We start from the raw sequence: 26,943 nt of genomic DNA, 5'->3' as shown, positions 1-26,943 counted from the left end.
ATGTTTATTCGCTGACAAATAATAATAAAGAAAAGTTGTAAACGTCAAAGTTTACAACTGAAACAACAGAGAGAAGTTATGTCAACATCGGTACTAATTTGTGATGACTCAAAGCTAGCACGACGCCAATTGGCGCGGTCGCTACCTGATGATTGGGATATCAAAGTTGAGTTTGCCGAGGATGGTATTCACTGCATTGAGCAAATCAAGGCACTTCAGCCAGAAATACTGTTTCTTGATTTAAACATGCCGCAAATGGATGGTTACGAAGTACTACAGGCAATTCAAGAGCAGTCTTTATCCGTTTTAACGGTTGTTGTTTCAGGCGATATTCAGCCAAACGCCCACCAACGAGTGCTAGATTTAGGCGCCATTGATTTTATTCAAAAACCCTGTGATGCGCAAAAGCTTGCAGATATCATCGAGCATCACGGCATTAAAGACAAAGCAATGCGTGAGCGTCTCTCGCATCGTTTAGGTGAACAAGTTGACCCAGACGTACGAGATATCTATCAAGAGCTTACAAATGTCGCTATGGGCCAAGCTGGCGACTTACTTGCCCGCCTGCTTAACGTGTTTGTTGAGCTTCCTATTCCTAATGTAAATATTCTTGAAGTAAACGAACTCGATATGGCACTGCGCTCAATTGACGCCAATGCCACTACCTCGGGTGTGTGCCAGGGCTTTATCGGTGGCGGTGTATCAGGGGAAGCACTGTTATTATTAAATGACTCCAGCTTTAAAGAAATTGCCTCGCTAATGAACTACCAGGGAGAGTTGAACACCAAAGTTGAACTTGAACTGTTAATGGATATTAGTAATATCTTAATTGGCGCAATCCTTAGTGGACTTTCGCGCCAATTAGACATGACCTTTAGCCAAGGGCACCCCGTAGTATTAGGTCAGCATTGCGATGTATCTGATTTAGTGAAAGCAAATAAATCCCGTTGGCAACGTACTTTAGCAATAGAGATAAGTTACGGTATTGAAAACCACAACATTAACTGTGACCTTATGCTGCTATTTACCGAAGATTCACTTAAGACTTTGAAATACAAAGTTGCTTACCTACTAGAAGACTAACATTATGCCAGCAGCTGATTTTAATATGAATGAAATCCATTGGTTAATGGATATGTTTAATACCGTCGATGTCGGTTTAGTGGTACTCGACCGTGATTATAAGGTGTGTATTTGGAATGGCTTTATGGAAAACCATTCGGGCATGTTACCAAGTGCGGTGAAAGATAAAGATTTATTTGATTTATTCCCTTCTATTGATGAAAAGTGGTTCCGTAGTAAATCAGAGTCAGTGTTTATTTTAAAAAACCGTTCGTTCACTATCTGGGAGCAGCAACCTTATATTTTCCGTTTTAAAAACTACCGTCCGATCACCGGCAAAGCGGATCATATGTATCAAAATGCAACCTTCATCCCGCTGTCGAATACCATGGGCGAAGTAAGCCATATTTGCGTCATTCTTTATGATGTAACAGATGAAGCGGTGAATAAAAAAGAATTAGAAGAAGTGAACCGCAAGCTTGAACAAATGAGCCAAACAGATTCTTTAACCAAATTAAATAACCGTGGTCACTGGGAAAACACGCTGCGCCAGGAGTTTTTACGCATTAAGCGCAATGCAGGAAAAAGCACACTGTTGATGTTTGATATTGACCACTTTAAAAAAATTAATGACGAATATGGTCACCGCTGTGGTGATGAAGCGCTTAAACACATTGCAGATCTGTTACGTAAAACTCTAAGAGAAACCGATATAGCAGGGCGTTATGGCGGGGAAGAGTTTGCTGTTACCTTGCTTGATAGTGATAAACAAGGTGCAGAAGTTTTTGCTGAAAGGTTACGCAGTTTAATTGAAAACTCGTCGGTTTACTTTGATGGGCAGCAAATTAAAATGACGGTGAGTATTGGCTATGCAAGCTTTGATGCAAGTTTTGAGCGATATGAAAAGTGGATTGAAGCGGCCGATAAAGCGCTTTATGCCTCAAAAGCTAACGGCCGAAACTGTATAACCGATTACAACATGCTATAAAATGACGCGTAAGCGTCATTTTCACATGCGTTAATAATGCAGGACTTATTCAGTACTGTGTCTTGAATCGTCTATTGGGCATTGCCCAATCGTCGTGATTTCCCCAGTCGTGGTTTGTTGCTCTAGCTTAACCTTAAACCCCCACAACCGATAAAGGTGCTTCAGTACTTCATCGTGAGATTTTGCCAGCGGGATATTTTGATGAGGAACATAGCGCAGGGTTAAAGAGCGATCTCCGCGAATATCAACATCAAAAACTTGAATATTCGGCTCATGATTACTCAAGTTGTATTGTGCCGATAAGGTTTCTCTCACTTTACTGTAGCCACTATCGTTGTGGATAGCACCCACCTCTAGGGTAGGATCTTTTTCATGGTCAATAATAGTAAACAGCTTAAAATCTCGAATAAGCTTAGGGGATAAAAACTGGCTGATAAAGCTCTCGTCTTTAAAGTTTGCCATCGCAAAGTGTAATGTATCTAACCAGTTGCTGCCTGCGTACTCAGGAAACCAGTGTTTATCTTCTTCGGTAGGGTTCTCACAAATCCGACGAATATCAATCATCATATTAAAACCTAGAGCGTAAGGGTTAATACCTGAGTAATATTGGCTGTTATAGGGCGGTTGGTACACCACATTAGTGTGGCTTTGCAAAAACTCCAACATAAATGAATCGGTAAGCTTACCTTCATCATAAAGATGGTTCAAAATAGTGTAATGCCAAAATGTCGCCCAGCCTTCATTCATGACTTGGGTTTGTTTTTGCGGATAAAAATATTGCGATATTTTGCGCACAATACGGATTATTTCCCGTTGCCAGGATTCTAATAGCGGCGCGTTTTTTTCAATAAAATACAAGATGTTTTCTTGTGGTTCAGAAGGGAAGTGCCGCTCCCGTTTTTTTGTTTCCTGTTGGTGTGTTGGTATCGTGCGCCACAGCTCGTTCACTTGCGATTGCATGTATTCTTCGCGTTCTTGTTGGCGTTTTTGTTCTTCAAACAGTGATATTTGCTGAGGCCGCTTATACCTGTCTACGCCATAGTTCATTAAGGCATGGCATGAATCAATCAGGTTTTCAACATCCTCTATTCCATACTTCTCCTCGCAGCGAGCGATGTAGTTTTTGGCAAATAATAAATAGTCGATAATCGAGCTGGCATCAGTCCACGTCTTAAATAAATAATTACCTTTAAAAAAAGAGTTATGGCCATAACACGCATGAGCCATCACCAAAGCTTGCATAGGTAATGTATTTTCTTCCATTAAGTAGGCAATGCAGGGGTCTGAGTTGATCACAATTTCGTAGGCAAGACCCATTTGCCCGCGTTTGTAGTTTTGCTCGGTCTGAATAAACTTTTTACCATAAGACCAATGACTGTATCCAATAGGCATGCCCACACTTGAATAAGCATCCATCATTTGTTCTGCGGTGATCACTTCTATTTGGTTAGGGTACGTATCTAAACGATAATGCTCGGCCACACGCGCAATTTCGTCTTGGTATTGCTGCAATAAATCAAATGTCCAATCAGGACCATCACTTATTCGTTTATCGGTCATATAAATACCTCGTTGCGAATCTTACGCTGCACCCTGATGTTGACGACTTTTCTTAAATAGCTCGCGGAAAATAGGGTAAATGTCTTCAACAGATTTAATATGTTGCATGGCAAAGTTATCATGACTTTGGCTAATAGTTTGATACTCTCGCCAGAGGCTTTGATGTGCTCGCGTGGTGATTTCTATATAAGCGTAATAACGCACATCTGCGAGCAGTTTATTACGTAAAATCTCAGCGCATTGAGGTGAGTCATCAGCCCAATTATCACCATCGGATGCCTGCGCTGCATAGATGTTCCACTGCGATGCGTTGTAACGCTCTTTAATTATCTCGTTCATTAATTTAAGCGCACTTGAAACAATCGTGCCGCCCGTTTCTTGGGAGTAAAAAAACTCTTGCTCGTCCACTTCTTTTGCTTGGGTATGATGGCGTATATACACCACTTCAATGTCTTTATAACTGCGGGTTAAAAATTGATACAGCAAAATATAAAATCGCTTAGCCATATCTTTGGTCGCCTGATCCATTGAGCCTGATACATCCATAATACAGAACATCACGGCCTTGCTGGTGGGGTGGGGTTGCTTTTCATAATTGCGAAAACGCAAATCGTAATTGTCTATAAAAGGCACGGCTTTTATTTGCAACTCTAATTGCGCAATTTCTTGCTCCAGTAAGGTTATTGCAGCTAGATCAGGCTCTGCTTCTGCTAGCAGTATGGCAAGTTGTTCGTTAAGCTCCTTTAAGCGGCGTTTTTTACTGGCACTCATAGCGACGCGTCTGGCTAAGGAGCCTTGTAATGAACGAACTATATCAATATTACTGGGCATACCATCGCTGCAAAACCCCGCGCGGTGAGTTTTCATTTGCACTAATTTATCAAGCTGGTTCTGCTGTAAATTAGGCAGCTCTAAATCTTCGAACAGTAAATCTAGGTATTCATCTTTTGATATTGAAAATACAAAATCATCTTGGCCTTCACCTGAGTCACTTGCTTCGCCTTCACCCGCGCCACCACCTTGACCTCCTTGCGGGCGTTTAATTTTATCTCCGGTAGAGAATTGGTCGTTCCCAGGGTGTATTTGTTCTCTATCACCCCCTTTACCTTGATGAAAAATGGGTTCACTAATATCTCGTTGCGGAATCGAAATATTTTCGCCACTGCTGGTGTCAGTAATACTGCGTTTATTAATCGCATCAGACACCGCTTCTTTTATTTGTTTTTTGTAACGCCTGATAAACCGTTGACGATTTAACGTGCTCTTGTTTTTACCGTTCAGGCGACGGTCTATAAAATGCGCCATAGAGACCCCCTAAAAATACATCAGTCGCTTACTATTGTGATTTACGAACGCGTAAGTACCACTCAGATAGTAAGCGAACTTGTTTTTGGGTGTAGCCTTTTTCGACCATGCGATTGACAAAGTCTTCGTGTTTTTTCTGATCTTCTGCTGAGGTTTTAGCATTAAATGAAATAACGGGTAATAACTCTTCGGTATTTGAGAACATTTTTTTCTCAATTACAGTGCGCAGCTTTTCATAACTGGTCCAAAGCGGATTTTTACCATTATTATGGGCCCGTGCCCGTAATACAAAATTGACTATTTCATTACGGAAATCTTTCGGGTTAGAAATACCCGCTGGTTTTTCAATCTTTTCAAGCTCGGCGTTAAGCGCTGCGCGATCGAATAACTGGCCGGTGTCTGGATCGCGGTATTCTTGATCTTGAATCCAAAAATCGGCGTAGGTGACATAACGGTCAAATATATTTTGGCCATATTCTGAATAGGACTCTAAATACGCGGTTTGCAGCTCTTTACCTATAAACTCAACATATTGAGGGATTAAGTAACCTTTTAAGTGGCTTAGATAGCGCTCTTCTACGTCAGCAGAGAACTGCTCACGCTCAATTTGTTGCTCAAGCACATAAAATAGGTGCACCGGGTTTGCGGCAACTTCAAGAGTGTCGAAATTAAATACTCGAGATAAAATTTTAAACGCAAAGCGGGTAGAAAGCCCAGTCATCCCTTCGTCTACGCCTGCATAGTCACGGTATTCTTGGTATGATTTTGCTTTAGGGTCGGTGTCTTTTAAGCTTTCGCCGTCATAAACGCGCATTTTTGAATAAATACTCGAATTTTCAGGTTCTTTTAAACGCGACAAGGTGGTAAATTTAGCCAAAGTTTCGAGTGTGCCAGGCGCACATGGCGCATTGTAAAGCTCACTGTGCTCAAGTAGTTTATTGTAAATTTTGATCTCTTCAGAGACACGTAAACAATAAGGGACTTTGACAATATAAACCCGATCTAAGAATGCTTCGTTATTTTTATTATTTTTAAAAGTTTGCCATTCAGACTCATTTGAGTGGGCTAAAATCATGCCGTTAAATGGCAAGGCGCTAATGCCTTCGGTACCATTATAGTTGCCTTCTTGTGTGGCTGTTAATAACGGGTGAAGCACTTTTATCGGCGCTTTAAACATCTCAACAAATTCCATTAAACCTTGATTTGCAAGGCACAATGAGCCTGAATAAGCGTAAGCATCTGGATCGCTTTGGGCAAAATGCTCTAGCTGACGAATATCCACTTTACCAACTAGTGCTGAAATATCTTGATTGTTTTCATCACCAGGTTCGGTTTTCGCAATGGCAATTTGATTTAAAATTGAGGGGTAGCGCTTTATTACTCTAAACTGACTAATGTCACCATTAAACTCGTGCAATCGTTTCGTTGCCCATGGTGACATGATAGTTTTTAAATAACGCGGCTTAATACCGTATTCTTTTTCTAGTAGTTCGGCATCTTCGTTAGCATCAAAAAGGGCGAGTGGGTGGTCATTTACTGGCGATCCCTTAATTGAGTAAATCGGAATTTGTTGCATTAGGTATTTTAGTTTTTCAGCAATAGAAGACTTACCGCCCCCAACAGGGCCAAGTAGGTAAAGCACTTGTTTACATTCTTCTAAACCTTGGGCAGCGTGTTTTAAATAAGATACAATTTGTTCTATGGCCTCTTCCATACCGTAAAAGTCATTAAAAGCAGGGTAACGGGCAACAACGCGATTAGAAAATAGACGACTTAGCCGGGCATCTGTTGAAGTATCGACCATTTGTGGTTCACCAATAGCCATGAGTAATCGCTCTGGTGCGCTGGCATAGGCTGCTTTGTCTTTTTTACAAATATCGAGAAACTCTTCGATACTGTACTCTTCTTCTTTTGCTGCTTCGTATCGTGATTGATAATGCTCAAATATACTCATAGTAGAAACCTCCGAAAACCCGCTAAAAAAACCAGTTTTGAATGAAAGAAAAAGCAAAGGCTAATTTAAGGGTAGTCACGATTTTGATTCTTTGCGCAATAAAATTAAGAATTTAATTGAAATATTCTCACAGTGATCAGATTTAGTTATGAGTACGTAATAGGCACTAAATGCCAGCCATAAAAAAAGACGCCGTAGCGTCTTTTTATCGATTTATAACTAATTGCTTAGTTAATTATGCGAAGTTTGCGTTTGCAAATTCCCAGTTAACTAGTGACCAAAAACCTTTTAGGTAGTCTGGGCGCACGTTACGGTAATCGATGTAATAAGCGTGTTCCCACAGGTCAACTGTAAGAATAGGTGTAACACCTTCTTCAGTTAGTGGAGTTGCAGCGTTAGATGTATTAACGATGTCTAAAGTGCCATCAGCAAGTTTAACTAACCAAGTCCAGCTAGAGCCGAAGTTGTTAACTGCTTTATCATTTAAGGCATCTTTGAATGCTTCGAATGAGCCCCATTTAGCATTGATAGCATCAGCAACCGCGCCCGTTGCTTCGCCACCGCCGTTTGGAGATAGGCTGTTCCAGTAGAAAGTGTGGTTCCAGATTTGTGCAGCGTTGTTAAATACGCCACCAGTTGAAGAACATACGATTTCTTCTAGTGATTTACCTTCAAACTCAGTACCTGGGATCAAACCGTTAAGTTTAGTCACATAAGTATTGTGGTGCTTGCCGTGGTGAAACTCTAAAGTTTCTTGTGAAATATGTGGCTCAAGTGCATCAATTGCATATGGTAGTGACGGTAGTTCAAATGCCATTTTTTATCTCCATCTTCTTTTGGTTGATAGTCCAAATAGTAATAGTTAATACCCGCACAAACAGGGTCGTTACCTATACCAAATGGGATTATAGTGTTACTATAATTGTTGAGTATTTTACTCAAGTTTTAGCAAACAGCAATGCCAAACAGCGTTGTAAATGCAAGACTATTTCGATTGCGGCTTTATTTGCCCACTTTAAGATACATATATGAGGCTAAATGAAAATTTTTCAAGCCATTAATATGTTCAGCTATCGTTACTTTGAGGTTGTAGATGGAAACCATTGATAAAATTAAACAGCAAATTTCTGAAAATCCAATTATCCTTTACATGAAAGGATCGCCAAAATTACCAAATTGTGGTTTTTCTTCACAAGCATCTCAAGCACTTATGTCATGCGGTGAACCGTTTGCTTATGTTGATATTTTACTCAACCCTGATATTCGTGCTGAACTTCCAGCATACGCTAACTGGCCTACATTCCCACAACTATGGGTTGAAGGCGAGTTAATCGGTGGTTGTGACATTATCATCGAAATGTTTCAGCGTGGTGAATTACAACCATTGATCACAGAAACAGCTGCTAAATACAAAGAAGCAGACGACGCAGAATAATCATTTTATTCTATGAAAAGGCCGCATTTATTGCGGCCTTTTTTATGGTTTGTTGTTGGGTATTACAACATGGACACTCAAACCGCCCCCAGGCTTATTATGTAAGCTAATTTGGCCTTGATGCGCCTCAACTATTTCACGGCACAATGCTAACCCTAAGCCACTTCCGCTGGTTTTTGTTGAATAAAATGGAATTAATGCGTTAGCCATTACTTGCTCATTCATCCCTTTACCCCGATCGCTTAGTGTAATACGGGTGCAATTACTATTTTGCGATAATTCTAAGCTGATATGCTCGATGTCTGAATCTGACTCATGGGCATTTTTTAATAAGTTGATTAAAAGCTGTTCTAGCTGGGTTTGATCAGCAAAGGTGATGACATCATCTTGGCTGAGCAAGTTAAACGACCATTGGCTTTGTAACTGTTGTAATAGCTGTGGCCAATTTATTTGACTAATTTGCGGTGTGGGTAGTTTGGCGAACTTACCGTATCCCTGGACAAACTCATTTAAGTGTTTAATACGCTCTTCAATCGTTAAAAATACCCGACTTAGCCTAGACTCATCGACTTTTTCACTGAGGATTTTGCCACTGTGTAGCATTGACGACATAGGGCCAAGAGAGTTATTAAGCTCGTGGCTGATGATGCGTATTACTTTTTTCCATACTTCTACTTCTTGGCGGCTTAATTCACGGGTTAATTGTTTAAACACATATAAAGTATGATACTGATTATTAAGTAGCAGCTTGCCGGTTGCTAAATGCCACGTTTGTGATTCTTGCTGCTGGTTATCTATCGTAAATAGCCCGTCAACTTCTCGCTCCAGAGCGTGAACCAGCTGCGGGTGGGCACCGTCTAAAAGGTGTGTCAGCTGACTTCCTTCGAGTGCACTTTGTGCATTGAGCAGATCACGTGCACTGTGGTTACTGTAGACAATAAAGCCTTGATCATTTTTTAAAATAACGGCTTGAGGTGAGCTTTGCAGTACTTTATCTAGCATCAGCTCACGCTGGTAAATCCATTGTTTTTCTTGGCGTAGTTGTTTTGCCGTTTGGTTATATAGTTGGCATAAATTGCCGATTTCATTGTTACTGTTATAGGCAAGCAGTGATGAAAGCTCGCCATCTTTAAAATTTAGTAACCCAGTCTCCAATGAGTGTATACCTTTCACTAAAGGACTGGCCAAACGAAAGGCAAGGTAGCTACTAATGAGAATAGCCACTACACTAAAGCCGACAACTAAGGGCCATGAAAGCTCTGTTATCCAAGCAATTAACCAGATAGGGAGTAAACTGGCAACGGCACAAATAATAATGAGCTGCTGAGTGAGGCTAAAACGCAGAGTATTGCGGGTCATTAATAGTCAATCTCAAATTTTTGTAAACGACGGTAGAGCGCTTGGCGACTCATTCCAAATTGCCTCGCCACTTTGGCAATGACCCCATGATGTTGATGCATCGCATCTTCAATTTGCTGTTTCGTTACCTGGGTTTTTACAAGGGGGCTTGCTGGCGTGCTTGTTTGCAGCGCAAAATCAGCTAAGTTAATAATACCTACAGGATTAAGAACCGCAGCGCGTTTGCAGGCATTTTCAAGTTCACGCACATTACCAGGCCAATGGTGTGCCAGTAATGCTTGTTCTGTGTCTAGGGTAAGCTCTCGATTATTTAAAAAATGTTGCGCAAGCGGCAAAATATCATCGGGTCTTTCAGCGAGGCTAGGTAAATTAAGTTCGATTACATTGAGCCGATAATATAAATCTTCTCTAAATCTGCCACTCTTAATTGCTGTTTGTAAGTTCTCGTTGGTGGCAGAAATGACCCGCACGTTGACCTTGCGAGTGTGGGGTGAGCCTAAGCGCTCAAATTCACCGGTTTGCAAAACGCGTAATAATTTCATTTGCCCAGACAGTGGTAAGTTGCCAATTTCATCTAAAAACAGGGTACCACCATCAGCCGCCTCAAAGCGGCCAATACGCTGTTTTGTAATCCCTGTATAAGCGCCAGCTTCTGCACCAAATAATTCGGCTTCAATAAGTTCATCGGGTAGGGCACCGGCATTTACCGTGATAAAAGGCTGATCATGTAATAACGAATTTGCTTGAATAATTTGCGCTATGCGCTCTTTACCGCTGCCGTTTGGGCCTGTGATCAGCACCGATGCATCAGACTTCGCTACCTGAATAGCCATAGTTAAAATACGCTCCATGGCGGTGCTTTTATATACCAAGCCAACTAAGTCAGCATTGTTTAGGTTGGCAGTACGCTCTTGCTGGCGGCGCTGGTAGGTTGCGTTTTCTTGCTTAGCTTTACCTAATTCGATTAAATTATTTACACAAGTGAGTAATTTACTATCATCCCAAGGTTTTGGTAGGTAATCGGCGGCGCCTGCTTTTACTAATTCTATTGCGGTTTCAAGCTCAGTCCAAGCGGTGATCAAAATAATCGGTAAATGGGGGTTGATAGCACGTAACTGGTAGAATAATGCTTTGCCTTCCTCACCTGAGGTGGTATCTGCGGTGAAGTTCATGTCTTGGATCACTAAGGAAATCCGTTGGTATTGCACGGTTTGTACTGCTTCAAATGGGGTGGCAGCTGTCACTACAGCAAAGTCATGTATCTCGAGCAGTAATGATAGCGCCTCTAAAATGGCAGGGTTATCATCAACGATAAGTATTTTTTCCATGTGAGTTTAATCGCTGTTGTTATTATGTATTATTTTTATACAGTAATGGGTGAAAATGCTACACTGTGTTAAGCCAGTGTAGCATAGCTTGGCAGTCGCGTTATATTGTTCTTGTTGCGATACTTGGCGATATATTCGCTGCACGTTTAGCGGGGCCTAATACTGCTAGTAGGCTCATAATAAGTACCATAATAGCGGTAGTTGCAATATAGCTCGGTGGTAAAGCCGCTATCGAAAAGTGCTGCATCAACAACTGACCTAGCAATAATGCGCAAATGCCACCGAGCACTAAACCCATACTACAAATCAACGCATTCTCAACTAAAAAGTAATTAATAATAGCTGATTTTCTTGCCCCAAGTGCCCGCCGAGTGCCGATTTGTTTAGTCCGTTTACTGATATTAAACAAGGTTAAGCCAAAAATGCCCAGCGCCGTAACTAGCACTAATATAGTGATGAGTACAATCAACATGCGCATCATAAGTTTATCCGCAGCCATATATTGATCTTTTAACTGATCGAGCCCTTTAATATTGTTGATTACACGTTTATTGTAATTTTTAAGCATCAGGCTTTCGATATCTTTCATCACAGCATCGCGTTGACCAGGCTTTGTTCTAACGGCAAATTGAGCGTAAGTTTTAGCCTGAATATAAGGAATAAGAGCCACATTATTTGGGTGTGAGTCTTTTAACCACGGGCCTTTCATTGGCGCTGTAATACCAATTATCTTTAGCGGTAAGTCACCAAAATAAATGGTTTTACCTAGTGCATCCCCCTCAGAAAAAAGCTCATTGGCTAAAGCCTTAGTAACGACAGTGACATTGGTTGTTCTATCTGTTGGTGAGTTTGTGATTAGCACTTCATCTTCACTAAAATTACGCCCAGCAATTAGTTTGACGCCGTATGTGTCAAGGCCATGCTCATCAATAAAAAAATAAGCGGTGCGCACACTTTTGCTTTCTTGTGGTGCTGGCTTTAAATTAAAGCTAGAAGCGCTACCGCTGCCAGATAACGGAATACTGCTACTTTGCGCTGCACTTTCGACCCCTGGAAGGGCTCTTATCATAGCTTCATCTAACTCAAACTGTTGACTTAAATCGACATCTTTACCAAAGGTCATCACATTAAATTTAAACAAGTCTTGCTCTGGATAGCCTGTTTCTTGGTTTAAAAAAGCAATTCTATCTTGAATAATAAATGCTGCATTACTAACAATAGCTGTGGTAATAGCAATTTGAATAAGTAAAAGTATTGCGCCAACCTTTGAGCGGCAAAGGGCATGAAATATCGGTTTTATCTCTAACATGATTAACTCCTTATTGGCTCTTAAGATAAATAGCAGGGTTGGTTTTGCACACCAGCCACGCAGGGTATAGTCCAGCAATAATACAGGTTGATATTGCAATAACCGGGGCGCTTAGCAGCATGGTTAAATCCATTGTGGCGAGATTAGCGTAATAATCGTAACTTTGTCTTACGCCAAGCAAACCGATTTGTGCGAGTATAATGCCCAGCAAGCCGCCGATAAAACCAAGCATCGCCACTTCAACCAAATGCTGAAGAAAAACTTGCCGTTTACTTGCCCCTAAAGCACGGCGCACACCAACTTCTGGTGCTCTGCGCAAAAACTTTGCCAGTAATAATCCCAAAATATTGGCTAAACACACGGCTAAGAACATAAAGCTTAAGCCAACCAAAATTTTGTTATCTTCACTAACCACATTATTGTATTCCATCCATTGGTTGACATCGCGCAGGCTGTATTGGGGGATTTCGCGAGTGAACCGGCCACGTTTTTTCTGCTCTTCTATATAAGAGATAAGATAGTTGCCATAGGCTAATTTTTGCTCTGCTGTATCAAGCTGAGCCCAAAATTGGATCCATACCTGTTCAGATTGCAATCGATCGGCAAAGTTTCGGGTATCTTCATGCTTCCAACCATTACTATTTCCCCAGCTTGTAAGTTCTTTTGCTTTTATTAAGCTAAATGGTAGAAATAGATCTTCTACTTTATTAAAAGCGCCGTTGTTTAAGTCATAATATTTAAGGTTGAGGGGCCAATCGGCAAGAACACCAACAACTTGGTAGCTGTCGTCATCTAAATAGATTAGTTTTCCAATTGAGCTTTCTCCTGCAAACAGCTTATCGTTTAGCTCTTTTGAAATCACCACGACAGGGGCGGCTGATTGTTCTTGTTGCTGGCTCCACGCACCACCATATTGAAATGACACATCGAACATGCTAAAAAAATCGGGTGTCGTCATGCGGGCATTGCTAATAAATGGTTTAACTTTATCTGAGTCTAAATAGACAGAGAAACCAGTGCGCATCATCGCCACTTTTTTGTCAGGAATTGGTGCGTTGTATAAATTTTCTGCATCTTGATAAGTCAGTTGCATAGGAATATCGTCACCTGTCCACCAAGTATGGCCTTCATCCATTGTTTGTAATTGTACCGTGTACAATTGGCTACTTTTATGCGGAATGGGATCTGCCGACATCATGTGGTATACGCTTAAGCTGGTCATGGTGACACCAATACCAATGGCAATCGCCAGCACCATGAGTGCACTTACCAGCGGTGTACGTTTAAAACTACGCCAACTTAAATCGAGGTAATGTAATAGCATGGCTTATGCTCCTGCAGCGCTTTTAATTGTTTGTGCACCTTGATACAAGGTAAAGTCGGCAAGTTGGCCATCAACCACTTGAATGTTACGCGGTGCTCGCCTTGCAAGTTCCGGATCGTGGGTTACCATAACGATAGTGGCACCATCACGATTAATTTGTTCGAGTAGTTCCATTACTTGGCGTGCCATTAGGCTATCAAGGTTACCCGTTGGCTCATCGGCAAGTAAAAAACGTGGCTCACCAGCGAGGGCTCTTGCTATGGCTACGCGCTGTTGTTGACCACCGGATAGCTGTTGAGGTAGGTGTTTAGCACGCGAAGCAAGACCTACTTGCTCTAAACATTGCTCAATACGACGCTTGCGCTCGCTAGCTTTAATACCTCGATACCTTAATGGGACTTCAATATTTTCATATAAATTAAGGTCGGGGATTAAATTAAATCCTTGGAAAATAAAGCCAATTTTTTGGTTACGCACATCAGCGCGTTGATTATCGTTTAATTTACCTACATCTATACCATCTAGTAGATACTCACCTTCAGAAAATGGCTCTAACATGCCTGCAATATTTAAAAATGTGGTTTTTCCTGAGCCGCTAGGCCCCGTTACGGCGATAAACTCACCTTCGTCTACTTGTAAAGTAAAATCGCGTAAAGCGTGAGTTTGCACCATTTCTGTTTGGTAAATTTTGCTGATGTTGTTCATTTTTAACATGGGTTTGTCCTTTTTATTGTCCTGTTTATACACAGCATACTTTTACTAGCGAAGTAGTAATGTTGATGCGTTTTTAAAATTGTCATAGCTTGAGATGATAAGCTCATCGCCAGGCTCTACACCGGTAATTAGCTCAACGGCATTAATACTGGTTGCACCGATAGTTATATCTACACGCTTTGCAGTATCACCGCTGACTTTGTATACGTGGGTTCCACCTTGTTGCATAAATGCGCCACGCTGTACTTGTAAAACATTGTCGCGGTTTTCTAATAAAATACGTGCGGTTAATCGTTGGTTTTGGCGGATCCCCGTCAGCTCTTTATTAAAGCGTACGCGGGTAGTGACTTCGCGATTATTCACTTCTGGTGAAATTGCTGAGAGTGTACCCGTTACTTTTTTTGCGCCGAGTAATAATTCAACGTCCATACCTAGGCCTAATTCATTGGCGTAGCTTTCTGGTACTTGAAGTTGGGCTTCAAAGTTACTGAGATCAACCAATGTCATCAGTGGTTGGCTTTGGCTTACGGCTTCTTTTTGTTGCACTAAAAGATTACCGACAATGCCGTTAACACTGGCTTTAATCATTAGGTTGCTTACTTGGCGGTTTAATTCATCTACAATCAGTTGTTGGCGGGCTAGATCACGCTCTGCGGCTTTAAGTTCAAAAGCCAACGTGTCATTGGCAAGCTCAACTTCTTGCTCCGCATGTTTATATGATAGTTTTGCACGGGCGAGATCATCCACGGCTTTTTCTAAATCAATTTGGCTGATCAAGCTTTTTTCGATTGAGAGTTTTGCACGGCGGTTTTCTCTATCTGCTGCATTGAGCTCAACTTGAGCGAGATCGAGGGCTTTAGTTAAACTTAGTTTTTGTCGTCTTGCTTCGAGGTGTTTACGCTGTAACTCACCATCAAGGCGCGCTAACACTGATTGTTGTTGCTTTAGTTCATTAGTGAGCTCGGGGCTGTCAACAACGGCAATTACAGAATCTTTATTTACCTTGTCACCTGCTTTTACCTTTAAATCAACATAACCGCGTTCTGGGCTATACACTTTAGGCGCATTAGCAGCAACAATTTTGCCGCTGGCAGAAACATCCCGGGTCAGGGTTTTAACACTAACAGGGGCTATATGTAAGGCGTTTCTTTCAACTGATAACGTACCTTGCTCATTACCCATAAATGCTTTAACACATAAGGCTACTAAGGCCATAAGTGCTATAGCTATAATGATTGGCTTTTTATACTGGCGACGCTTGATGACAGAAACATCCTGCGCACTGGTATCTTTAATCATGTTGCTTCCTCTTAATCACGTTTAATCTTCAAGGTAAGTAATCATTAAACTCACTGCTAACATGGTGATAGGTGAGACTAAAAATAAACTGAGAATAAACATAGTGATGTCCTTTAAATAACGTGGTGTTTATTATCCGATTATCGTGCCAAAATTTAACCTATTGTATTTTATAGTTATTTTGTTTTTTCTGGGTTTTGCTTTGTGTCCGCGGACAGAAAAAGTGTCCGCAGCGGACACTTTTTTAATATTTAGCTTTACCTTTGAGTTAGTTTGCTAGGCCAGTAAGTTACAAATTTAGCGATCTTGGTCATGGGTTTTTATGCGTAATCTATGCACACAGAGAGTATTAACTTTATATTTATGCATTATTTAACTCATCATTCATAAGCTTGTTGCTGCAAACAATAGGGTAATTACACTAACTGAGCGCGTTTTATTTGTTTTTTCAAAAAGATTATCGCCTGAAAGTTTTAAAATAGGTACTGATTTGGAAATGCATTAGGTGAATAATTATTCACTAAAGTATGCGGTTTACGTTTACGTAAACTGGATATTTTAAGCGTGGCTTTTTTTACAACTTGTTAAATATGACACCAGTGTCATAAAAAAATAATGGCTAAAAAGGCGCTAAATGTTAAAAAATGGCATGAAATATAAAGATTGCGCTTAAGTGAGAAATATTCAAGAATATGAATATGTATTCAAAATTTTATTGACTCTACGTACAATTGGCGATAGTTTTGACTGTCTGCTAGCAAACCGTCGAACAGGTCATTTATAGCTAGCTGTTGTAGCAAGGGGAGGGGTCTATGTTATACGACTCAAAATTAGAAAAAGATAATTGTGGCTTTGGCTTAATAGCCCAAGTCAATGGTCAGGCTAGTCATCGCTTAATAAGAACAGCGATCACCGGTCTAGACCGTATGGAACACCGTGGTGGTATTTCTGCCGATGGTAAAACAGGCGATGGCTGTGGTTTATTATTACAAAAACCAGATAGCTTTTTTCGTGCAATCGCAGCTGAGAACAATTGGCATCTAGGTAAGAATTATGCGGTAGGCATGATTTTCTTAAATCCAGATCCAGTATTAGCACAAACCGCAAAAGACATATTGAGTGAAGAACTCGAAAAAGAAACACTTAATATTAAAGGCTGGCGTGTAGTACCCACTGATGCCTCATGTTTAGGCCCTATTGCCAAAAAACAATTACCAAACTTTGAACAAATTTTTATCAATGCACCAGAAGGTTGGCGTCCAAAAGACTTAGAACGTCGATTATACGTTGCGCGTCGTCGTGCAGAAAAACGTTTAAGCAATGATGAAGGTTTTTACATTGCAAGTTTGTCAGGGCTTGTGACTATCTACAAAGGCTTGATGATGCCAGTAGATTTACCTAACTTTTATCTAGACTTAGCTGATATCCGTATGACCAGCGCGATTTGTGTTTTCCATCAGCGCTTTTCTACCAATACACAGCCGCGTTGGCCACTTGCTCAACCGTTCCGTTATTTAGCGCATAATGGTGAAATTAACACCATTCAAGGTAACCGCCAGTGGGCGCGCGCACGTTCGTACAAATTTGCATCGCCACTGATCCCAGATTTACAATCAGCAGCGCCATTTGTTAACGAAACCGGCTCGGATTCATCAAGCTTAGATAACATGCTTGAGCTATTTTTAGCGGGTGGTATGGATTTATTCCGTGCGATGCGCATGCTGGTGCCACCTGCGTGGCAGAAAAACCGTGCTATGGATGACGATCTTCGTGCATTCTATGACTTTAACTCAATGCATATGGAACCATGGGATGGCCCTGCAGGTATTGTAATGTCTGATGGTCGTTTTGCCGCTTGTAACTTAGACCGTAATGGCCTTCGTCCTGCGCGTTATGTGATCACGCAAGATGGCTTTATTACACTTGCCTCAGAAGTCGGTATTTGGGATTACACCGCTGATGAAGTGGTTGAAAAAGGCCGTGTTGGTCCAGGCGAGCTGTTAGTTATTGATACTCAGCTTGGTAAAATTTGGCATTCAGACGAAATTGACCAAGATTTAAAATCGCGCCACCCATACAAAGCATGGCTTGAAGAAAACGTTAAACGTTTAACACCGTTTGAAAAGTTATCAGAGCAGGATGCGGGTAATCGCTCATTTGACGACGAAACTTTACTGAAATATCAGAAAATGTTTGGCTTCACTAACGAAGAGCTAGACAGTGTCATTCGTGTAATGGGTGAAATTGGCCAAGAAGCAACGGGCTCGATGGGCGATGATACGCCATTTGCCGTGCTATCTGAAGGTAACCGTTCGTTGTTTGATTACTTCCGCCAAAAGTTTGCGCAGGTAACCAATCCGCCGATCGATCCTCTTCGTGAAAATCACGTTATGTCACTGGCTACTTGTATTGGTAGTGAGCAAAACGTGTTTAACGAAACCACTGGCCACGCTAAGCGCTTACAATTTGATACACCTATTTTGATGTATGCAGATATGCAACAGTTATTAAGTGCCGATCAAGCGCACTACAGCTATTGCAAAATTGATATTACCTACAGCAAAGAAGAAGGTCTCGCGGATGCGGTCACCCGTATTTGTGATGAAGCACAAGAAAAGGCCGCTGGCGGTTGTGTAATGCTGTTTTTAAGCGACCGTAACTTTGACGAAGATAGATTACCTATTCCTGCTGCTATGGCGGTCGGTGCTGTACAGAAACGCCTTGTAGATAACAATTTACGTTGTGAATCAAACATCATTATTGAAACCGGCAGCGTGCGTGATGCACATCAATTTGCGGTATTAATTGGCTTTGGTGCGACGGCGATTTACCCATACCTTGCTTATGAATCACTGGTTGCGATGAGTGACTCTAAAGTGATCAATAAGAGCTACTGTGAAGTTACTTTGGCTTATCGTAATGCGATAAACAAAGGGCTTTATAAGATCATGTCGAAAATGGGTATCAGTACCGTTGCGTCATATCGTTGTTCAATGTTGTTTGAAGCGGTCGGTTTGTCAGACACAATAGTTGATACGTGTTTCAATGGCGTAGCTAGTCGAATTAAAGGCGCATGTTTTAGTGACTTTGATGAAGACCAGCGTAAACTGCATCAGTTAGCATTCAGTAAGCGTAAGCTACTAAGTCATGGCGGTTTATTAAAATATGTACACGGTGGTGAATACCACGCGTATAACCCAGACGTTATTCAAACATTGCAAAAAGCAGTGCGCTCAGGTGATTACTCAGATTATAACGTGTACGCCGATTTAGTTAACAAGCGCCCAATTTCAACACTGCGTGACATGTTGTCGCTGAAACTGCCGGAAAAAGGCATTAGCATTGATGATGTTGAGCCTGCAACAGAACTTTATAAACGCTTTGACTCAGCGGCAATGAGTATTGGTGCATTGTCACCAGAAGCGCATGAAGCACTGGCCATCGCAATGAACCGTTTAGGCGGTTGTTCGAACTCAGGTGAGGGTGGTGAAGATAAACTCCGCTACGGTACAGAGAAAAACTCGCGCATTAAGCAAGTTGCCTCAGGCCGATTTGGTGTTACACCGCATTACTTACGCAGTGCTGATGTTATTCAAATCAAAGTGGCGCAAGGTGCAAAACCAGGCGAAGGTGGCCAGTTACCAGGTGAAAAAGTAACGCCGTATATTGCTAAACTGCGTTATTCAGTACCCGGTGTGACGCTTATTTCGCCTCCACCGCATCACGATATTTATTCAATTGAAGATTTAGCTCAGCTAATTTTTGATTTAAAACAAGTGAACCCGAAAGCCCTGATCTCGGTAAAACTCGTATCAGAGCCAGGTGTGGGTACGATTGCAACGGGTGTTGCCAAAGCTTATGCCGATTTAATTACTATTTCAGGTTATGACGGTGGTACCGGCGCCAGCCCACTCACATCTGTTAAATACGCAGGTAGCCCATGGGAGCTTGGTCTTGCAGAAACGCAACAAGCACTGGTTGAAAATGGTCTGCGTCATCGTATTCGCTTGCAAACTGATGGCGGCTTAAAAACGGGCTTAGACATCATCAAAGCGGCTATTTTAGGTGCTGAAAGCTTTGGTTTTGGTACCGGACCTATGGTTGCACTAGGCTGTAAGTACCTACGTATTTGTCACTTAAACAACTGCGCGACCGGTGTTGCAACACAAGACGATACACTGCGTCAAAAGCATTATCATGGTCTGCCGGAAATGGCGATGAACTACTTTAAGTTTATTGCACAAGAAGCCCGTGAAATCATGGCAAGTCTAGGTGTTGCCCATTTAACTGATTTAATTGGTCGTTTAGATTTACTTGAAGCGATTGAAGGCAAAACTGCGAAGCAACAAAAGATTGATTTATCATCTGTGATTGCGCAGCCAAATAACCCAACGGGTGAAACACTTTATTGTAGCGTGCCAAACTCGTCACATTACTTAGGTAAATTAAACGAAACGTTATTGGAAAAAGCACAGCAAGCCATTGACGAAAGCACAGGTATTTCACTGGTTAATCGTATTTGTAATACCGACCGCTCTGTGGGCGCAATGTTGTCGGGCTATATTGCCGACAAACACGGTAACCAAGGTATGGCAGCTGATCCTGTATCAATTGAATTGCACGGTACTGCTGGTCAATCATTTGGTGTGTGGAATGCTGGTGGCCTTGAGATGACGTTAGTCGGCGATGCGAACGATTATGTTGGCAAAGGCATGGCAGGCGGTAAGTTGATTATTCGTCCACCATTGGGTTCGTCATTTGAAAGTCATAAAGCAACGATTGCGGGTAATACCTGCTTGTACGGCGCAACAGGCGGTAAATTATTTGCAGCAGGTTGTGCAGGTGAACGTTTTGCTGTGCGTAACTCAGGTGTGCAAGCGGTTGTAGAAGGCTTAGGTGATAACGGCTGTGAATACATGACTGGCGGTGTGGTGTGTGTACTTGGTAACGTGGGTGTTAACTTCGGTGCTGGTATGACGGGTGGTTTTGCGTATATTTTAGATGAGCGTAACGACTTTGAAAAACGCATTAACCCAGAGTTGGTAGAAGTTGTGTTATTGGACGAACTGAGCTCTCACCAAGAGCACTTACGCGGCCTGATTGCAGAGCATTTAGAGTCAACAGGCTCAAGCCGAGCAGAGAATATTTTAGCGAACTTTGAAGCTTACTTACCTAAGTTTAAGTTAGTTAAACCAAAATCAAGTGATGTGAAAAGTTTACTCGGGCATCGCGCTCGCAGTAGTGCAGAACTTCGTGTTCAAGCACAGTAAGGGGGTAGTATGAGCGAGAATGTATATCAATTTATAGACGTGCAACGGGTTGATCCCCGTAAGAAACCTATTTCGTCACGTAAGAAATCGTTTGTTGAAATTTACGAACCCTTTTCAGAGACTCAAGTAAACTCTCAAGCTGATCGTTGCTTAGATTGTGGTAACCCATACTGTGAGTGGAAATGCCCAGTACATAACTATATCCCACAGTGGTTAAAGTTAATTCGTACTGGCCGTATCTTAGAGGCAGCAGAGCTGTCTCACCGTACGAATAGTTTGCCTGAAGTATGTGGACGTGTTTGTCCACAAGATAGATTATGCGAAGGCTCATGTACGTTAGATGAAGAGTTTGGTGCAGTAACTATCGGTAATATCGAAAAGTATATTACTGACACGGCATTTAAAATGGGCTGGAAGCCTGACATGTCCTATGTGACATGGACAGATAAAAAAGTAGCCATTATTGGCGCAGGCCCTGCAGGTCTAGGTTGTGCTGATATTCTAGTACGTAACGGTGTGAAACCAGTGGTATTTGACCGTCACCCTGAAATTGGTGGGTTACTAACTTTTGGTATTCCTTCTTTCAAACTTGAAAAAGAAGTGATGCAAAAGCGCCGCGAAATATTCACTGAAATGGGCATTGAGTTTAAACTTAACGTTGAAGTGGGTGTTGATATCACCATGGATGAGATTTTAGCAGACTATGACGCAGTGTTCCTCGGTGTAGGTACTTATCAAAGTATGCGTGCAGGCCTTGAAAATGAAGATGCGCCAGGTGTACATGATGCACTGCCGTTCTTAATCGGTAATACTAACCGTGTAATGGGCTATGACGAAACAAACCAAGCATACATTGATATGGCCAACCAAAAGGTTGTAGTACTTGGTGGTGGTGATACCGCGATGGACTGTGTACGTACATCAATTCGCCAAGGGGCTGAAAAAGTCACATGTGCGTACCGCCGTGATGAAGAAAACATGCCGGGTTCAAAACGCGAAGTTAAAAACGCCAAAGAAGAAGGCGTAGAATTTACCTTTAACGTACAACCTACAGGCATAGTGCTAAATGATGCAGGACATGTAGCGGGTGTTAAAATGGTAAAAACCCAATTGGGTGAACCAGATGAAAACGGCCGTAGCCGCGCAGAAATCGTACCAGGCTCTGAACATGTAATCGAAGCCGACCAAGTACTGATGGCATTTGGTTTTAAACCACACAAAATGGATTGGTTAGAAAAATACGATGTTGAAATTAACCACTGGGGCGGCATCAATGCACCAGAGCAAGGTGAATTTACTCATCAAACAACTAATCCTAAAATCTTTGCTGGTGGCGATATTGTTCGCGGCTCAGATTTAGTAGTAACCGCTATCTTCGAAGGTCGTAACGCCGCAGAAGGGATCATGGACTACTTAAAAGTGTAATGCTTTGAAGGTTCAAGAATGTAAAAAGCAAGCCCGATGGCTTGCTTTTTTTATGGCTAGGATTTTAGAGCCTTAAGCTATAAGTTTTAAGCTTGCTCGGTGTTAAATTAAGCGCCGTAGGTTGGCTTGAATATAACGAAACCCAACGAAAAAATAGCCAATCAGTCTGCATCAAGGCTCAACATTATCAAATGCTTCTATATCGCTGAACTGAATTTAGGAAAGCCATTTAAGTGATATTCACAAAGAGGTCAAGAGGCGCTGCGCTTAAGAGCAGATATTAAGATTATATTTAAGTCGTAGAGGTAAAACGCAGACAGCTTGGTACCACCACATTAGGTCATTCGGGTAAGTTCGTTTCTGCTCCATAATGGTTTGTAGGAATTTAAATTAAGGGTAAAAAATCTCTATCGTTTTAGTGTTTATTCCGTATATACCTGAGCTATACGATTAAAAATAATTTAACCTTTGTGTATATCCAATAGATACACTACAATTTGTATATCTAATTAATATACGGGAGCTAATATGGCTACTAAAACTGCACCTATAAATATGCGAGTAGAACCGTCTGTTCGTAATATCATTGATGCTGCGGCTAATTTACTAAAGGTTGACCGTTCGGTATTTATTCAACAAGCAGCGCTTTGTGAAGCATACCAAGTTATAGCTTCACAAAGAGATTTTGCTTTGGACGAACAAGCCTTTGCTGCATTTGAGCAAGCGTTAGACGCAGAACCAACGGCTAATAAAGGTATGGTAGAGTTGATGAATAGGAAATCACCTTGGGAATAACTGCACCTGAATTGCTTAGCGAAACTCACGATTTATCTGATTTTGATTGTGGCAGACCTGAGCTAAATGACTGGTTAGTAAAAAAGGCGCTCAAGAGCCAACAACGAAATAACGCAAAAGTTTATATAGTCACTGATTCTATCACTACAAAGGTAATTGGTTATTATGCTATTGCTATGGGTTCTGTTCAACGAGAAGGTGCGATTGCCGCCCTAAGAAGAAACAGCCCCAACCCAATTCCAATGATCGTTCTTGCGAGATTAGCCGTCAATGACTCATATCACGGAAAAGGCATCGGTGTTGGTCTTCTTAAAGACTGTGTCAAAAGATCTGTTTATGCTATGAATGTAATTGGTGGGGCGGGTATTCTTGTTCACGCTATCGACGATTCAGCAAAAGATTTTTACACGAGATTTGGCTTCAAAGAATCCACATTTGACTCGATGACACTTATGGCTAGAATAAAGGATATTGAAGCTGCTCAAAAAGCATAAGTTTACAGGATCAGAAGCTTTCCAAAAAAATTACTCCTTCTAGTCAGAAAACTTAAACAAGTGCGGCAAGTAAAAGTGATCATCGTTTTCACACAGCCTGCGCTTGTAAATACTCTAACTCACTTTTGGACAGTAGTGAGTTAGAGCTGAAGGACAGCTCTGTGCCAACAGCAGTCGGTCAGATGTTATAATGTCTGAAGTCAATATTTGACCTCTTTAGTTTTTGACGCAGATTACCAGTAACAAACCCTATATCGCTATTCATAACTTACCGGCATACTAAAAATGGTACCTGAGCCCGCTGCGATTCCCCAACGTGAATACTTAGGCTTAAGCAGCGATATCTAAACTGAGTTATTGGTGATACTGTGTGATTTTTTATTAGAAAGCTAAAAGCGCTACAACGCCCCCTAAGAACGTATGTGGTGTTTTAATCGCGTAAATGTTGCAAGTGTGCTATTAAACTAGTTGGAAATTGGGTTAACAATATTCCTAAAATAACATCAAGGGTAATTTGAAACTTTATTATTTGGTAATATTTAACTTTGAAATATGGAGTCAAAGGAATTGGGTGATACAACGTCTGCTTTTGAGAAAGCAATAGAATCAGAAATCGGAAAGTTTCTAACAAAAAAAATTTTTGGAAAGTTAGAGTCTTTCGCTAAACAAAAATCGAGCTCAACTGAAGCTGAAGTTTTTTTAAAAGAAGTTATAGAAGCTGATGATTCTTTAAAAAGTGAAGTTGCACAAAAATATTACGATAAATATTTATCTTTTAGAACCCTTTTATCGCGTAATGTAGACGTATTTGTTGGAGATATATATCAGCCGCTAAAATTTTCAGCTTACTCAAACCCTGAGAATGTTTTTACAATAAAAAGAGGAACGACATTTAGTAAACCTCAAATAACATGTATTTTAGGTAAAGCGGGTCAAGGTAAAACCACTCTTCTTAAGCAATTAGTCTTAAACCATTTAGAAAATGGAAAAGGCCAGCTCCCTATATTAATAACATTAAGAAAGATAGATTGGACAAAGACCCCTGAGCCGATAGCTATAATAACAAAAGAATTTCAGAGCTTGGGTTTAAATATTTCAGAGGCATCTACTAACCAACTAATTAAGAACAAAAAACTAAAAGTTTTCTTGGATGGATTTGACGAAATAGATACTGAACATCGAGATATAGTTTTAGCCTTCATTAACGACTTATATCACACTCATAACGTAACATTTATTGTTACAAGCAGGCCAAATACTGAGCTGCAAAGAATAGGCGGTGCTGTAAAAAATTATGAATTACAAGACTTGAATATAACCGATGTGCAAAATATTATTTCTAACAATAAGTTAATTTCATTGGAAGATAAGGCGCAGCTACTAAAAGTTCTAGAACAAAAAGATGACATTTCAAACATATTATTAACACCTATTATTGTAGATATTTTTATTAGCACGTACAACTCACTACTAGCAGAGCCTAAATCAATTGTTGATTTTTATAATCAAATATTCCAAGTTCTGATTTCTAGCCACGATCGCTTAAAGGTACTATTTGAGCGAAAAGGTATTTCAGGATTAAACCATAATGAGTTAGAAAGAGTATTTCAAACCGCTTGCTTTAAACTTTTAAATGAATTCAATGAAATTAATTATACCGAGCAAGAGATTATCAAAGCTTTTAGTTTTGCATGTGAAAAAAATGGATATGATCAAACGTTCGGTTCTCATATTGACGTGATCGACAAAACATCACTAATCAAACAAGATGGCCGTGAGTATTCTTTTCTACATAAATCAATCTTAGAGTTTTATGCCGCAAAGCATATATTAAGTTTGAATGATGAAACTAGAAAAAAGTACTATGACTACATAACGTTAAATATGAAATCATCCAATGAAAATGTTTTGCGTTTTATCTCTCAATTAGATGATGATCTATTCTATCTATCATTTGCCAAACAGATCATTCAATTTCTTAGGAAAAACACCGACATTTTCAGAGGTAATACCTGTGAACTAAGTAAAGATATTTTTTTAGCTTCTACTGGTTTCAAATACTTTCTTGTTAGTTTTTGTCATCCTAAAGGTTCAATGTCTATCCAAAGAACTAAATCGCTCTCATCAGCTGAAAAGAAAATATTTTCATATTTCCAATTACTTACAAATATCTTAGGAATAAAAATACCGAAAGTTCATTGGGAAGTGATACAGAGTTATACGAAAGTTTATCAAGAGGCAGAACTTTCAGCAGATTCTAATATATCTTCATCTATACATAGTGCAGATCCCGATGGAAAATACACTGCTAACTACAAAGTCAGTGTGGACAAGCTAATCGACTGGAAGACAGTTGGAAATGATGTTGTATCAGAAAAGGAAATTATAGATTTTTTTGAGCAGATAGATGCTTTAAATCTTCTAATTCAAAAGAAAGATAAAATGTATATTGAAAAGAATAGCCTATCTCAATTTTACTAATTCTTAATCCAATTTAAAATCCCATTCTAATGCAATCTCTAATAATGGCTGCAAGTTAATTTACTTGTAGCCAGTTTCATGCAGTTCAACACTCACAACACAGACTTACCTCATACTTTATAAGTACTGACCGTCCGCTCCTCGCTCAAAGCTGCCCTTAGAGCATTTACGTTAACTCGTTTTGGGGCAGAAATGAGTTATCTCTGGATGTCTGATTATGGCACAAAGCCATCCTAAGCCTTAAATCATTGTGTCCAAGTGAGTACAAGGATGAGCGTTTGCATCACGGCTTAAGCCGCAACTATAATTTTAATATTGATTGTTGGGTTTCGTTGCACTCAACCCAACCTACGGTGATAAATTTAACGCAGAGTTATTTTGGTTTTCCTAGCGCCTATTGCCTAGCACCTTTAACCTTTTTTCAATGACTAACTTGCAAGCTTTGTAGCCAGGCATCAGGTTCTGCGATGATGAACTCTAGGCTGTGGTGATCTTTGGTGGTAATTTTGATACCTGTGTTGCCGATGGGGATTATGCCTGCGGCTTTTGCTGTGCATCTTTCAACGCGTGCTATGGTGTCGCGTTTAATGGCGTAACTGCCTAAGTCCAGCTGTTTATTAAGGGCTTCAAAGTGGAGTAGATGCTCGGTTAACGTTAAACGTCCATCAGCTTTTGCAGCGCCTAATTGTATTGTTGCGTAACTTGTTTTTAGTTGGGTTACTTTTGCAAGAGTTGCGTTCATCATTCACTCCGTGATTTTAATTTTTATTGAGTGTAAGCGGCGTTTTAATATGTGTCAATTTTGTAAATTAAATGTATTGAAATTTTCCTGTACATAAAA

19 protein-coding genes are annotated in these 26,943 nt (G+C 40.7%); 8 read left to right on the top strand and 11 right to left on the bottom strand.

What is annotated here, in order from left to right:
• The first annotated feature begins 78 nt into the window (after positions 1-78).
• Positions 79-1,083, top strand: coding sequence for a response regulator (locus tag NQT69_RS05960; RefSeq protein ID WP_256826785.1), 1,005 nt, complete (start codon positions 79-81; stop codon positions 1,081-1,083).
• Between the two features lie 4 nt (positions 1,084-1,087).
• Positions 1,088-2,050, top strand: coding sequence for a sensor domain-containing diguanylate cyclase (locus tag NQT69_RS05955; protein WP_256826784.1), 963 nt, complete (start codon positions 1,088-1,090; stop codon positions 2,048-2,050).
• Between the two features lie 45 nt (positions 2,051-2,095).
• Here NQT69_RS05955 and NQT69_RS05950 read toward each other — a convergent pair whose 3' ends face one another.
• From NQT69_RS05950 to NQT69_RS05935, 4 genes are all read right to left on the bottom strand, one after another.
• Entirely contained in the window at positions 2,096-3,610 is a 1,515-nt protein-coding gene (locus tag NQT69_RS05950) for a SpoVR family protein (protein ID WP_256826783.1), read from the bottom strand.
• A 21-nt stretch (positions 3,611-3,631) separates the two neighbouring features.
• A complete protein-coding gene (locus tag NQT69_RS05945) occupies positions 3,632-4,915 on the bottom strand; it encodes a YeaH/YhbH family protein (protein WP_256826782.1) in 1,284 nt (427 codons plus the stop codon).
• A 31-nt stretch (positions 4,916-4,946) separates the two neighbouring features.
• Complete coding sequence (locus NQT69_RS05940; protein ID WP_256826781.1) at positions 4,947-6,869, bottom strand: PrkA family serine protein kinase; 1,923 nt, start codon at positions 6,867-6,869, stop codon at positions 4,947-4,949.
• Between the two features lie 235 nt (positions 6,870-7,104).
• A complete protein-coding gene (locus NQT69_RS05935) occupies positions 7,105-7,686 on the bottom strand; it encodes a superoxide dismutase (RefSeq protein WP_256826780.1) in 582 nt (193 codons plus the stop codon).
• A gap of 276 nt (positions 7,687-7,962) precedes the next feature.
• Here NQT69_RS05935 and NQT69_RS05930 point away from each other — a divergent pair, with 276 nt between their 5' ends.
• Positions 7,963-8,304, top strand: coding sequence for a Grx4 family monothiol glutaredoxin (locus NQT69_RS05930; RefSeq protein ID WP_256826779.1), 342 nt, complete (start codon positions 7,963-7,965; stop codon positions 8,302-8,304).
• Between the two features lie 42 nt (positions 8,305-8,346).
• Here NQT69_RS05930 and NQT69_RS05925 read toward each other — a convergent pair whose 3' ends face one another.
• The 6 genes from NQT69_RS05925 to NQT69_RS05900 all read right to left on the bottom strand — a co-directional run bounded on the left by NQT69_RS05925 (position 8,347) and on the right by NQT69_RS05900 (position 15,637).
• On the bottom strand, positions 8,347-9,663 hold the full coding sequence (locus tag NQT69_RS05925; protein WP_256826778.1) for a sensor histidine kinase: 1,317 nt from the start codon (positions 9,661-9,663) through the stop codon (positions 8,347-8,349).
• Positions 9,663-10,991 (bottom strand): sigma-54-dependent transcriptional regulator, encoded by a 1,329-nt coding sequence (locus tag NQT69_RS05920; protein ID WP_256826777.1) that lies wholly within the window; start codon positions 10,989-10,991, stop codon positions 9,663-9,665. Before NQT69_RS05920 ends, NQT69_RS05925 begins: the two co-directional genes overlap by 1 nt.
• 100 nt (positions 10,992-11,091) lie before the next feature.
• Positions 11,092-12,300, bottom strand: coding sequence for an ABC transporter permease (locus NQT69_RS05915; protein ID WP_256826776.1), 1,209 nt, complete (start codon positions 12,298-12,300; stop codon positions 11,092-11,094).
• 10 nt (positions 12,301-12,310) lie between these two features.
• Complete coding sequence (locus tag NQT69_RS05910; protein WP_256826775.1) at positions 12,311-13,624, bottom strand: ABC transporter permease; 1,314 nt, start codon at positions 13,622-13,624, stop codon at positions 12,311-12,313.
• A gap of 3 nt (positions 13,625-13,627) precedes the next feature.
• On the bottom strand, positions 13,628-14,338 hold the full coding sequence (locus NQT69_RS05905; protein ID WP_256826774.1) for an ABC transporter ATP-binding protein: 711 nt from the start codon (positions 14,336-14,338) through the stop codon (positions 13,628-13,630).
• A 45-nt stretch (positions 14,339-14,383) separates the two neighbouring features.
• Positions 14,384-15,637, bottom strand: coding sequence for an efflux RND transporter periplasmic adaptor subunit (locus tag NQT69_RS05900; RefSeq protein WP_256826773.1), 1,254 nt, complete (start codon positions 15,635-15,637; stop codon positions 14,384-14,386).
• 812 nt (positions 15,638-16,449) lie between these two features.
• On the opposite strand from NQT69_RS05900, the gene gltB reads away from it, so the two are divergent.
• The 5 genes from gltB to NQT69_RS05875 all read left to right on the top strand — a co-directional run bounded on the left by gltB (position 16,450) and on the right by NQT69_RS05875 (position 26,102).
• Positions 16,450-20,907 (top strand): glutamate synthase large subunit, encoded by a 4,458-nt coding sequence (gltB, locus tag NQT69_RS05895; RefSeq protein WP_256826772.1) that lies wholly within the window; start codon positions 16,450-16,452, stop codon positions 20,905-20,907.
• A 9-nt stretch (positions 20,908-20,916) separates the two neighbouring features.
• The gene (locus tag NQT69_RS05890; RefSeq protein ID WP_256826771.1) at positions 20,917-22,332 is read left to right on the top strand and encodes an FAD-dependent oxidoreductase; all 1,416 of its coding nucleotides are present in this window, start codon (positions 20,917-20,919) and stop codon (positions 22,330-22,332) included.
• A gap of 528 nt (positions 22,333-22,860) precedes the next feature.
• Positions 22,861-23,127, top strand: a complete 267-nt coding sequence (locus tag NQT69_RS05885) for a type II toxin-antitoxin system TacA family antitoxin (protein WP_256826770.1) — start codon at positions 22,861-22,863, stop codon at positions 23,125-23,127.
• Positions 23,118-23,621: a GNAT family N-acetyltransferase gene (locus tag NQT69_RS05880; protein ID WP_256826769.1), complete on the top strand. Its 504-nt coding sequence runs from the start codon at positions 23,118-23,120 to the stop codon at positions 23,619-23,621. Before NQT69_RS05885 ends, NQT69_RS05880 begins: the two co-directional genes overlap by 10 nt.
• 567 nt (positions 23,622-24,188) lie before the next feature.
• A complete protein-coding gene (locus tag NQT69_RS05875; protein ID WP_256826768.1) occupies positions 24,189-26,102 on the top strand; it encodes an NACHT domain-containing protein in 1,914 nt (637 codons plus the stop codon).
• A 421-nt stretch (positions 26,103-26,523) separates the two neighbouring features.
• On the opposite strand, the gene NQT69_RS05870 is transcribed toward NQT69_RS05875, so the two are convergent.
• A complete protein-coding gene (locus NQT69_RS05870; protein WP_256826767.1) occupies positions 26,524-26,847 on the bottom strand; it encodes a hypothetical protein in 324 nt (107 codons plus the stop codon).
• Between the last annotated feature and the right edge of the window lie 96 nt (positions 26,848-26,943).

It is taken from the genome of Pseudoalteromonas shioyasakiensis, assembly GCF_024518675.1.
Classification (GTDB): Bacteria; Pseudomonadota; Gammaproteobacteria; order Enterobacterales; family Alteromonadaceae; genus Pseudoalteromonas; species Pseudoalteromonas shioyasakiensis_B.
The sequence above is the reverse complement of the archived record's forward strand: the minus strand, read 5'-3'. Positions and strand labels throughout refer to the sequence as shown.